Below are 12,038 nucleotides of genomic sequence, written 5' to 3'. Positions count from 1 at the left end.
ATCAGCACGGGAGCCCCGGATGCCCCACTTCCTCGTGATCGGCGAGAGCGTCGCGGACATCGTCCGCACGCCCGGCCGCCCCGACCTCGCGCACCCGGGTGGCAGCCCGGCCAACGTCGCCTACGGCCTGGCCCGGCTCGACCACCCCACCGCGCTGCTCACCCAGCTCGGCCCTGATCCGGCCGGTGAGCTGATCGGCGGGCGGCTGCGCGCGGCCGGGGTCGAGCTGCTGACCGACGGCCGGCCCGCCGAGGTCAGCACCCCGACCGCGATCGTCAGCCTGGACGAGCGGGGCCGGGCGAGCTACACCTTCGACATCCGCTGGTCGCTCGCGCCCGTCGCGCACCCCGCCGCCGGCGTGACGCACCTGCACTTCGGTTCGATCGCCGCCCTGCTGGCGCCCGGCGCCGCGGCCACCCTCGACCTGGTGGCGCGGCTGCGCGCCGGGGCCACGGTGAGCTACGACCCCAACATCCGCCCCGCGCTGCTCGACCGACCCGCCGAGGTGCGCGCGCGGGTGGAGCGCTGCGTGGCGCTCAGCGACCTGGTCAAGGCGAGCGACGAGGACCTCGGCTGGCTCTACCCGGACGACTCGCCGGACCAGGTCGCCGAGCGCTGGCTGGCGCTCGGCCCGCGCTGGTCCTGGTGACCCGTGGCGGCGACGGCGCCTTCGCCCGTTCCCGCACTACCCGGGTCGAGCTGCCCGCGCCGCCCACCGCCGTGGCGGACACCGTCGGCGCGGGCGACTCCTTCATGTCCGCCACCCTGGACGCGCTGGCCGCGCGCACCCTGCTCGGCCCCGCCGCCCGCGCCGCCCTGCCCGCACTGGACCGGCCGACGCTCACCGCCGTGCTCCGGCACGCCGTCGCGGCAGCCGCCGTCACCGTCTCCCGGCCGGGCGCCACGCCGCCCGACACCCGCGAACTGGCTGCCGCACTGGTCAGCGGGGCCGCCCCGGCGTGAGCAGGGCTGCGTGAACGCCGCAGCTCCCGCCCCCGGTGCGACCGGGGGCGGGAGCTGCGCCGTCGAAGCGGCCGATCAGTTGAGCGTCACCCACCCCTGGGTGCCGCTGCTCACGCTCGGCGGGTTCTGCACCACCGCGGCGCCCGCCGCGGTGCCGGCCGAGTCGAGCACATCGCCGGTGGCCACGTTGGTGAGGGTCAGCGTGCCGGTGGCGCTCTGGGTGACCCACCACTTCTGCGCCGCGCTGGTCGGGTCGTAGCCGTTGAGCACGGTGACCGCCGTACCGGCCGCGCCGCCACCGGTCAGGGTGCCGTGCACCTGGGTGCTGGTGGAGCAGTTGTCGGTGAGGTGGACGGTCCCGTCACCGTTCGCGGTGAACTGCCACTGCTCGGAGGTGTGGGTCGGGTCGAAGGCGTTGAGGTCGGCCGCGCCGTTGGCGGGGGCGTCGCAGTGCCCGGCCACCTCCAGGGCGTTGCCACCGGTGCCGCTGTTGGACAGGCCGTGGTACTTGCCGTCGCCGACGATCGCGGGGACGGCGGTGGAGCCGGCCGCGATCCGGTACATCGCCACGCCGTGCGGGGCGACGCTCGCGCTCAGCGTGCCGCTGACCGTGCTGGTGGCCTTGGACCAGAGGTCCTCCGCCCGGTAGCTGCTGCCGGACAGGCCCAGCGCGCTCAGGCTGGTGCTGATGGTCTGGGTGTTGCTCGGGTCCTGGTTGAGCAGCAGCACCGCGAGGTCGCCGTTGGCCAGTTGGCGCCGCAGCACCACCGGGGCGGTCTGCGTGGCGGGCGCGCTGCCGACCAGGGTGGCCGGCTTGGCGAGCGCGTCCTGGTCGACGGCGACGACGTCGGCGTTCTTGTAGATGGCCAGCGCGGACGGGCTGATGCCGGTGGACCAGGTGACGCCGTTGGCGGTGTGCTGGGACTGCGCGGCGGTGCGGAAGTCGGCGCCGGAGATCAGCGGGGCGGCCATCATCGAGAGGATGGAGATCTCGCTGGCCGACTCCGTGTCGGTGAACGGCTGGTGGCAGCTGCAGGTGTCGCTGACGCCCCACTCGCCGTAGACGTCGTTCCAGCCGGCGAACATCATGTCCATGTCGTTCCAGCTGCCCGGCTTGATGTTCGAGGCGTACTGGAGCGAGGTGCCGAGCGCGCCGCCGTAGAGCACACCGTTCAGGTCGCTGTTGCGGTCACCGCCGATCCGGCAGAGGTTGGCCACCTGACCGCACCAGACGCCGGTGGGCGCGTAGCCGGGCGCCTGGTACTGCGGGGTACCGGCGGCGACGACCAGCGAGTCCGAGCGGGCCGGGTCGGTGCTCGACTCCAGGTACGGGATGCCGGTGTGCACGGGCTGCGCGGAGACGCTCAGGGTGACCTTCGGGCGGCCCTGGGCGGCGGAGGCCGCGTCCAGCGCCTTCTGGAAGGTCTGCACCCGGGCGTACATCGACTCGGTGAGCTCCTTGCCCTCACCCTGGGTGCCGTAGTTGTGGCCGTCCGGGCCGGTGATCGCCGGGCCGTAGGGGCAGTCGTCGTACTTGACGTAGTCGACGCCCCAGGAGACGAAGTCGTTGGCGTCGGTGGTCTCGTGGCCCAGGCTGCCGGGGTGGCCCTGGCAGGTGGTGTAGGTGTCGGTGGCGTACAGACCGAACTTCATGCCCTTGCTGTGCGCGTACCAGGCCAGGTACTGGATGCCGTTCATGGTCTGCCCGTTGACCACCTGCGACGGGAAGTTCGCGGCGTTGGGGGTCAGGTCGCCGGAGGTCGGGTCGTTGCCGGTGCCGTCCGTGCCGAGCACCGGGTTGCCGCCGTTGTCGTACAACTGCATGGCGCCGTAGGAGTTCTTCACCAGGTCGGTGGTCTGCCCCGTGCGGTGCGACAGCGACCAGCCGTCGTCGATGGTGACGGTGTTGTAGCCCGCCGCCACCAGGCCGTTGGACGACATGAAGTCGATGGTGTCGACCATCTGCTGCTCGTTGACGCCGGTACCCAGGCTGTTCCAGGAGTTCCAGCCCATCGGCGGGGTGAGAGCCAGGCCGTTGCCGAGCGGCGGGGTGACGGTGGCCGCCGCGGGGGTGGCCGCGAGACCGCTCTGAGCGCCCGTCAGCGCGAGGGAGGTCAGCACGACCGAGGAGAGCGCGAGCGCACCGAGGCGGCGTGACGCGGTCGACCAGGACTCAACCATTCCAGGTACCTTCTGTGGGGGACGCGGCTGCCCGCCGCTGTTGAGAAGTATTGAGTTCTGTTGGAATCTGTCAATGCTTCGGACAGAAATCACCGTATACATAGGCAATGTCACGCACCGCAGCCCCCGGACCGCCGCTGAGCAGGCCAAACAGACCGAGCGGGGTACGGCCTCGACGGCCGCACCCCGCTCGGTGGTTCTGCGCTGAGCTCAGGTCAGCTCTTGCGCCCGACGCCCGCGTACATCCAGCGGGTACTGGCGTCGGTGGCCCCCTCCCCCTCCGGGCGCCAGAGCGGCACGAACTCCACCCCGGGCTCCAGCAGTTCCCAGCCCTCGAACAGCTCGGTCACCTGCGCGCGGGTCCGGAGCCGGATACCCGAGGCGGTCTTGTCCCAGGTCTTGGCCACCTCCGCGGCCCGCTCGGGGTTGCCCTCGTGGGTGCTGTGCGACAGCAGCAGGTAACTGCCGGGCGCGACCCGCTCGTACACCTGGCGCACCGCCTCGCGCGCCTGCTCGTCCGTGACGAAGTGCAGCACCGCGAGCAGCAGCACGGCCACCGGCTGGGAGAGATCGACCAGCGCGCGCAGCTCCGGGCGTTCGAAGAGCTCGTCCAGCTCGCGCACGTCCCCGGTCAGCACCGTCGTGCTGCGGTTGTCCACCAGCAGTGCGCGGCCGTGGGTGAGCACGATCGGATCGTTGTCCACGTACACCACCCGGACCTGCGGATCGACGGACTGTGCCACCTGGTGGACATTGCCTGGCGAAGGCAGGCCCGCGCCGACGTCGATGAACTGCCGGACCCCGGACCGGGCCGCCAACTGCACCGCCCGGCGCAGGAAGGCCCGGTTCTCCCGGGCGGCGGCCGGGATGTCCGCCGCCGCGCTGATCGCGTGCTCGGCGGCCTGACGGTCCGGCAGGAAGTTGTCCTTGCCGCCGAGCCAGTAGTCGTAGATCCGCGCAGGGTGCGGCCGATCGGTCTGAAGATCCGTCAGATCGGTTCCGCGCTCGGGCTGTCGCACCGTCTCCCCCTTGCTCCACACCCGCCTCCCAGGCGGACCGCTGCAGCATACCGGGCGTGTTCGAATCGATTCGGCGGCGGGTGCGCGGCGCGGACCGGCGCACCGACCCCGTGCGCGGCGCGGACGCGCGCCGTCGCGCCCCGGTTTAATACCGCGCCGCGTCCGGTGGCCCCGGGTAGGGTCAAACGATCCGATCCCCGTGCCGACACCCCCGGCCGCTTGCGAATGCGAGATCAGATGACCCACCCGGCTGCCGATCCGCCGTACAACGAGCAGCGAGCCGACGAACTGTCACCTCCCGCCCTACCGGTGGCCGATCTGCTGCCGGAGACCTCGCGGGCCCTGCTGCACCGCCTCGCCGTCGGGCAGGCCGAGGGGCGAACCCCCTCGCTGGTCGGCGCGGTGGTCCGCAGCGGGAGACTGGTGTGGACCGGCGCCCGCAGCATGACCGAAGGTCACGCGCCGGACGAGGACGTCCAGTACCGGATCGGCTCGATCTCCAAGACCTTCGTGGCCGTCCTGGTCATGCGGCTGCGGGACGAGGGCCTGATCGACCTGGCCGACCCGCTGGAGCAGCACCTGCCCGACACCGCCGCCGGCGGCGCCACCATCCGCCAACTGCTCAGCCACACGGCCGGGCTGGCCGCCGAGACGCCGAGCCCCTGGTGGGAACGGACCTCCGGCGAGCTGCGCCCCGAGCTGGGCCACCTGCTGGAGGACCAGCCGTTCCGGCACGCCGCCGGGGAACGCTTCCACTACTCCAACCCCGGCTTCGCGCTGCTCGGCGCGCTGGTGGCGAAGATCCGCCGGATGTCCTGGTTCGACGCGCTGCGCCAGGAGGTGCTGGAGCCGCTCGGCATGACCCGCACCACCCTGCTGCCACAGGCCCCGCACGCGGGCGGGTTCGCGGTGCACCCGTGGGCGGACGTGATGATCCCCGAGCCGCTCACCGACACCGGCCTGATGGCACCGGCCGGCCAGCTCTGGTCCACCGCCGCCGACCTCGCCCGCTGGGCCGCCTTCCTGACCGGCCCCACGGCGGGCGGCACCGAGAAGGTGCTCCGCGCCGACACCCTCGCCGAGATGCGCCGGCCCGCCGCCGCGCCGGAGGGCGACTGGACCGCCTGCCAGGGGCTCGGCCTGCAACTGCTGCGCCAGGACGGCCGACTGCTGATCGGCCACGGCGGCTCGATGCCGGGCTTCCTGGCCGGCCTCTGGGTGAGCCTGGAGGACGACGTGGCCGTCATCACGCTGGCCAATGTGACGTCGAGTCCGGCGCTCTGGGGGGTGGCCGGCGACCTGCTCAGGATCGTGGCCGAGCGCGAGCCGCGGATCCCCGCGCCCTGGCGCCCGTTCACCGACGCCGATCCCGAACTGCTGGCGCTGACCGGCCCCTGGTACTGGGGAACCACCGCGTTGGCCCTGCACCTGCGGGCCGACCGCGCCCTCGAGCTCACCCTGCTCGGCGACCGGGCCCGCGCCTCGCGCTTCCAGCCCGAGTCCGACGGCAGTTGGACCGGCCTGGACGGCTACTACGCGGGCGAGCCGCTGCGCGTGGTGTTCGCCGACGACGGCTCGGCGAGCCACCTCGACCTGGGCAGCTTCGTGCTGACCCGCACGCCCTACGACCCGGCCGCACCCGTGCCGGGCGGTGTCGACCCGCAGGGCTGGCACGCCGGCTGACGGAATTTCAAATCACGGGGAGATAACAACAGCCTTTGTGAGGGGAATCACGCGAAAAGGGATCAGGGGTGGAGTTAATCCACTCCTGATCCACTTCTGATCCAATCCTGTGCCACCCCTGACCCTCTCCCAGCTCGAACATGAGACAGCTCACATGGGCTTGTGGTAGGACCTTCGACCCGTTTACGGTGCATCTCGTTCGTCTTCACACGAACCCCGCTCCCCGGAACGCCGAATCCTGCCGCCGGACGGAGTGGGCACGTGCATCCACAGCACCACGGCAGGGGCGGGGGACCCAAAGGTAAGTCGCCTCACCCGGATATCTCCGGGCGGGGCTTGGGGTGAAGCCGCGCTTATGCGCGGCCGGGCAACTCCAGCCCGAATCCGACAGCTCACCTCGCAGGCGTGGGAGAGGAAACGTTTTTCATGCTGTCCGTCAACAGTCGCCCCAGCCTGCCCAACCGCGCCGCCCTCAAGCGCGCCGTCGCCGTCACCGTCCTCGCGGGTGTCGGTGCCGGTCTGCCGCTGATCGCCGCCACCGGTGCCAGCGCGGCGCCGCTGCACCCGGCCGGCCACGGCCACCACCACCACGCCGCCGGCCAGGGCTACACCGGCCACTGGGCCGCGACGCAGCAGGCCCCGGCGCAGCAGGCCCCGGTCCAGCAGGCTCCGGCCGCGCCGGCCGCCGCTCCCGCCGCCGCGCAGACCGCCGCCCCGGCCCCCGCCGCCGCGCCCGCCTCCTACACCGTGCAGAGTGGCGACTGGCTGTCCAAGATCGCCACCAGCCACAACGTGCAGGGCGGCTGGCAGAAGCTGTACGACCTGAACAAGGGCACCCTCAACCAGGGCCCGAACGTGCTCTTCCCCGGCCAGCACCTGGTGCTGGGCGACGCCCAGGCCGCCCCGGCCCAGGCCCCGGCCGCCACCCAGGCGCCGGCTCCGGCCGCGCCGGCCGCCGCTCCGGTCGCCGCTGCCCCGGTCGCCGCCGCGCCGGTTGCCGCGCCCGTCGCCACCGTGGACGTCAACAGCCCCAGCTCGCTGCAGGCGCTGGCCGCCTCCATCGTTCCGGCTGACCAGCTGGCCTCGTTCGACCAGATCATCACCCACGAGAGCGGCTGGGACGTCACCGCCACCAACCCCAGCTCCGGTGCCTACGGCCTGCCGCAGGCGCTGCCCGGCAACAAGATGGCCTCCGCCGGTTCCGACTGGGCGACCAACCCGGCCACCCAGATCAAGTGGGCGCTGCAGTACATGAACACCACCTACGGCAGCCCGAACCAGGCCTGGGCCTTCTGGCAGGTCCACCAGGCGTACTGATCACCCTGGTGATCAGTAGCAGCCGTAGCTGAGCCGCCCGGCCGGTCGACAGGTCCTCGCACCTGGCGACCGGCCGGCGGCTTTTCGCGTGCGGCCGCCCCGGGGAGGACCCGCCCCCGTGACCCGCCCCGGGACAGCCCGGGACGGCCCGGGACGGCCCGGGATGGCCCGGGCCAGGTCACGGGGTCGTGACTGGCGTCACCGGCCCCCGGTTCAGTCGGCGGCGCCGTACCGGACCAGGTAACCCGCCAACCGCGCGACGTCGTCGTCCGCCCAGTCGGTGAACCGCTCGGTGAACGACTCCCGCCGCATCTCGTACGCCTCCCGCAGCAGCGCCAGGCCCTGCTCGCTCGGGCGCAGGATCTGACCGCGGTGATCCTCCGGGTCCACCTCCCGACTCAGCAGGCCCAGCTTCTCCAGCGCGCCCACCTGCCGGCTCACCGTCGACTTGTCGAGCATGAAGTAGGCGGCCAGGTCCGCCGCCCGGCAGCCGCCGCGCTCGTTCATCAGGTCGAGAATGCTGTAGGTCACCAAGGACAGTCCCGGGTGCAGCTGCGAGGCCTTGTGCCGGGCCCGCCGCGCGAAGGCGGTCAGCTCACGCTGGATGATCTCGATCGACTCGTCCCGACCCGACACGTTCGTCCCTTTTCTCCCACACCGAACCCCCCGTGCAGGCATCTCCGATGCTGGTTGCGCAGTACAACATAGCGGCGTCCGCAGTCCAGGACATCCCGTCACAGCCGGTAATCTGTCGATGACAGATCCGCTGGATCCTGGATCCGACAGGCCGTCATGGGGTGACACGTGGACCGGCTGCCACCGACGGACCCGCCCGTCACCGCCACCGGCGCCTCAGCCCGGGACTTCGGCGCCGAGCTGCGCAGACTGCGGACCGCACGCGGGCTCTCGCTCAGCGCGCTGTCCCGGCTGCTGCACTACAGCAAGGGCTACCTCAGCAAGATCGAGAACGGCAGCAAGCCGGCCGGCCCTGACCTTGCCCGACGCTGCGATCGGCTGCTGGACGCCGACGGCGCCTTGGCCCGTCTCGCCGACCCGGGGCCGGGGTCGGGGTCGGGGTCGGGGTCGGGGTCGGGGTCGGGGTCGGGGTCGGGGTCGGGGTCGGGGCTCGAACCGGCGCACGGTGCGGCGCGCGGTGGAACGCACGGCGCGGCGACCGGCACGACGCGCGGTTCGGCGACCGGTGCGGGTGCTGGTGGCGAGCCCGCGCTCCCCTGCCCTTATCCGGGCCTGGCCGCCTTCGGTCCACAGGACGCCCGCTGGTTCGCCGGTCGCGAGAGCGCGCTGGCCGCGCTGCTCGAACGGCTGGCCGAGCGCGCCGGACAGGGCCCGCTCGCCCTGGTCGCGCCGTCGGGTGCCGGAAAGTCATCGCTACTGCGAGCCGGCCTGCTGCCCGCGCTGCGGCGCGGCGCCCTGCCCACCACCCGCCCCGGTCCCCGCCGAGCGGTTGTCTGCACACCCACCGCCCACCCGCTGGCGGCACTGCGTCGCGCTCTCGACACCGGGCCGTCCACCGTGGTGCCCGCGACCGAGCCCGCCGACGACGGCCCGGGCCGGGACGGCCCGACTCCGGACGGACTGGCTCCGGACGGCCCGGGGCAGGAGCACCCGGAGCAGGACGGCCCGGCTCCGGACGGACTGGTCCTCGTCGTGGACCAGTTCGAGGAGGTCTTCACCCTCTGCCAGGACCCCGCCGAGCGGAGCGCCTTCATCCGGGACCTCTGCGAGCTCGCCACCGACCCGGGTCCCTCCCCCACCATGATCGTGCTCGGCGTCCGGGCCGACTTCTGCGGTCGGTGCCTCGACCACCCCGAGCTGGTGCCCGTCTTCACCCGCGGCCTGCTCGCTCTCGGCCCGATGGCCACCGCCGAGCTGCACCGGGCGATCACCGGCCCGGCCACCGAGGCCGGCCTGCTGCTGGAGCCCGGCCTGGTCGAGGTACTGCTGCGCGACCTCGGCCTCGCGGGCATCCCGCACCCGGCCGGCTCGCCCGAGGACCCCGGCGCGGTCGGCACCGCCCCGTTCCGGTCCGGACTGGCCGGCGTGCTGCCGCTGCTCTCGCACGCGCTGCTGGCGACCTGGCAGCAGCGCGACGGGCGCAACCTCACCGTCGCGGGCTACCTGCGCACCGGCGGTGTCCAGGGCGCGATCGCCGCAACCGCCGAGAACCTCTTCGCCGGCCTGACCCCCGAGGGCCGCCTGACGGCACGTCAGCTGCTGCTCCGGCTGGTCCATGTCGCCGAGGACAGCGAGGCGACCCGCCACCCGGTGCCGCTCGACCACCTCCGGGCCGCTGCTCCGGCGTCCGGTCTCGCCACCGATTCAGCCGCCGGGCCAGTCACCGCTTCAGCCGCCGGACCCAGGACCGCCGATTCCATCGGTGCCGTCCTCGACGCCTTCGTGCAGGCCCGCCTGCTGACCGTGGACAGCCAGACTGTGCTGATCACCCACGAGGCCCTGATCCGGGCCTGGCCCCGGCTGCGCGGCTGGCTGCACGCCGATCGGGCCGGTCTGCTGGTCCGTCAGCAGCTCGCCGAAGCCGCCGTCGAGTGGGAGCGCGAGCGGCGCGACCCGTCCCTGCTCTACCGGGGCACCAAGCTCGCCGTCGCCGTCGAGTACCTGCGCGATCCGCGTCGCCGCGCCGAACTGGGCCCGGGCGAGGCCGCGTTCGTGGCCGCCGGACACGAGCAGGAGGCGGCGCGGGCGCGGGCCGTGCGGCGCCGGACCCGGCGACGGCGGCAACTGCTGGTCACCCTCGTGGTGCTGCTGGTGCTGGCCGTCACCGCGGGCGGCGTCGCCTACCAGCAGCGGGCCGAGGCGTTCGCCGGACGCCGGACCGCGCTCTCCAAAGCGCTGGCCGCCGAATCGGCCGCGCTGGCGGCCGGCCGACCGGAGGCCTCGATGCTGCTGGCGGACGAGGCGTTCCGCACCTCGCCCACCACGGAGGCCCGCAGCGCGTTGCTCAGCACCCAGTCCCAGGCCTTCGCCGGTCGGCTCTTCGGCCATACCGGGCCGGTCAACGCCGTCGCGTTCAGCCCGGATTCGACCAGACTCGCCACGGCCAGCGCGGACGGCACCCTGAAGGTGTGGCAGGTGGCGAGCCGTCAGCTCGACACCACGCTCACCGGGCACGGCGGGTCGGTGCGCACCGTCGCGTTCAGTCCCGACGGGCGGTCCCTGGCCTCCGGCAGCGCCGACGGCACGGTCCGCCTGTGGGACCTGACAGGCCGTCGGCTGCCCGTCACCCTCTTCGGCAACGGCGGCGCGGTGCGCTCGGTGGCGTTCAGCCCGGACGGCCGGACCCTGGTCTCCGGCGGGGCCGACCGCACCGTCCGGCTCTGGGACACCGCCAACCACACCCTGATCACCACCCTCACCGGCCACAGCGACGAGATCTTCAGCGTGGCCTACAGCCCGGACGGCCACCTGGTCGCCTCGGCGGCCGCCGATCACACCGTCCGCCTCTGGGACACCGGCAGCGGTGCCCTCACCGCCACCCTCACCGGCCACAGCGACGAAGTCCTCGGCGTGGCGTTCAGCCCGGACGGCCGGACCCTGGCCTCCGGCGGGGCCGACCGCACCGTCCGGCTCTGGGACACCGCCAACCACACCCTGATCACCACCCTCACCGGCCACAGCGACGACGTCAACGGCGTGGCCTACACCGATGGCGGCGCGACCCTGGTGAGCGCGAGCGGCGACGGCACCGTGCGGCTCTGGGACCTGGCCACCCGCCGGATCACCGCCACCCTCTGCGGTCACACCGACTACGTCCAGGGCGTTGCCGTCAGCCCCGACGGCGCGCTGGTCGCCACCGCTGGCTTCGACCAGACCGCAGCACTCTGGCAGCGCGGGGCAGCCGCACTCACCGTGCACCCGTTCACCGAGATCTGGCAGACCGCCTTCAGCCCCGACGGCCGCACCGTCGCGGCTGCCGACGCCGCACACACCGTGCGGCTCTGGGATGTCGCGCGGCACACCCTGGTCGGGACCCTGGACGGCCACACCGGCTCGGTCTTCGGCATCGCCTTCAGCCCGGACGGCCGACTGCTCGCCTCGGCCGGTGCCGATCAGACCATCCGCTTGTGGGACCTCGCCTCGCACGCCCAGGCCGCAGTCCTCACCGGGCATCAGGACTCCGTCTTCGCGGTGGCGTTCAGCCCCGACGGCCGGCTGCTCGCCTCGGCGGGCGAGGACCGCACCGTGCGGCTCTGGGACGTCCGCACCCGACGACCGGTCGGCGTGCTGAGCGGGCACACCGACTTCGTGAACGCGGTCGCGTTCAGCCCTGACGGGCGGACCCTCGCCTCCGGCAGCGACGATCTGACGGTCCGGCTCTGGGACCTCGGCGCCCGGCACCTCTCCGCCACCTTGACCGGGCACACCGGCTCGGTACGCGCCGTCGCCTTCGCCCCCGACGGCCGCACCCTGGCCAGCGCCGGCAACGACGGCACCGTACGCACCTGGGACCTCACCACCCAACACCTCTCCGCCACCCTCACCGGACACACCGGCTCGGTACGCGCCGTCGCCTTCGCCCCCGACGGCCGCACCCTGGCCAGCGCCGGCAACGACGGCACCGTACGCACCTGGGACCTCACCACCCAACACCTCTCCGCCACCCTCACCGGACACACGGATGCCGTCTGGTCAGTGGCCTTCAGCCCGGACGGCCGCACGCTGGCCAGCGCCGGCAGCGACGGCACGGTCCGGCTCTGGAACTCCAGCACCCAGGACCGCGGCGGCGAGATCTGTCGCCTGGTAGGCGCGCTCAGCGCCGAGCAGTGGTCCCGGCTGCTGCCCGATCAGCCCTACCGACCCAACTGCTGAGTCAGCGAGAAACCGCAGGTCAGTAGG

6 protein-coding genes, 1 pseudogene and 1 riboswitch are annotated in these 12,038 nt (G+C 73.1%); of the genes and pseudogenes, 4 read left to right on the top strand and 3 right to left on the bottom strand.

The window, feature by feature from the left end; all coding sequences use genetic code 11:
- The first annotated feature begins 19 nt into the window (after positions 1-19).
- Positions 20-963, top strand: a pseudogene (locus tag OG403_RS34400) (carbohydrate kinase family protein).
- A 75-nt stretch (positions 964-1,038) separates the two neighbouring features.
- Here the strand turns inward: OG403_RS34400 and OG403_RS34395 are convergent.
- Positions 1,039-3,144 carry a glycoside hydrolase family 27 protein gene (locus tag OG403_RS34395; RefSeq protein ID WP_329571412.1) on the bottom strand — a complete coding sequence of 702 codons (2,106 nt, stop codon included), beginning with the start codon at positions 3,142-3,144 and terminating at the stop codon, positions 1,039-1,041.
- A gap of 215 nt (positions 3,145-3,359) precedes the next feature.
- Positions 3,360-4,163 (bottom strand): SAM-dependent methyltransferase, encoded by an 804-nt coding sequence (locus tag OG403_RS34390; RefSeq protein ID WP_329571410.1) that lies wholly within the window; start codon positions 4,161-4,163, stop codon positions 3,360-3,362.
- Positions 4,164-4,400: 237 nt separating this feature from the next.
- Between OG403_RS34390 and OG403_RS34385 the strand changes: the two genes are divergently transcribed.
- Positions 4,401-5,846: a serine hydrolase domain-containing protein gene (locus tag OG403_RS34385; RefSeq protein WP_329571408.1), complete on the top strand. Its 1,446-nt coding sequence runs from the start codon at positions 4,401-4,403 to the stop codon at positions 5,844-5,846.
- Positions 5,847-6,143: 297 nt separating this feature from the next.
- Positions 6,144-6,267, top strand: a riboswitch (cyclic di-AMP (ydaO/yuaA leader).
- Positions 6,268-6,272: 5 nt separating this feature from the next.
- A complete protein-coding gene (locus OG403_RS34380) occupies positions 6,273-7,163 on the top strand; it encodes a LysM peptidoglycan-binding domain-containing protein (RefSeq protein WP_329571406.1) in 891 nt (296 codons plus the stop codon).
- 213 nt (positions 7,164-7,376) lie between these two features.
- On the opposite strand, the gene OG403_RS34375 is transcribed toward OG403_RS34380, so the two are convergent.
- Positions 7,377-7,799 (bottom strand): MarR family winged helix-turn-helix transcriptional regulator, encoded by a 423-nt coding sequence (locus OG403_RS34375; protein ID WP_329571405.1) that lies wholly within the window; start codon positions 7,797-7,799, stop codon positions 7,377-7,379.
- A gap of 168 nt (positions 7,800-7,967) precedes the next feature.
- On the opposite strand from OG403_RS34375, the gene OG403_RS34370 reads away from it, so the two are divergent.
- Complete coding sequence (locus OG403_RS34370; RefSeq protein ID WP_329571404.1) at positions 7,968-12,011, top strand: nSTAND1 domain-containing NTPase; 4,044 nt, start codon at positions 7,968-7,970, stop codon at positions 12,009-12,011.
- Positions 12,012-12,038 lie beyond the last annotated feature (27 nt).

The organism is Kitasatospora sp. NBC_01266, assembly GCF_036242395.1.
Classification (GTDB): domain Bacteria; phylum Actinomycetota; class Actinomycetes; order Streptomycetales; family Streptomycetaceae; genus Kitasatospora.
Note: the sequence above shows the minus strand (reverse complement) of the source record. Positions and strands in the feature narration are given on the sequence as shown.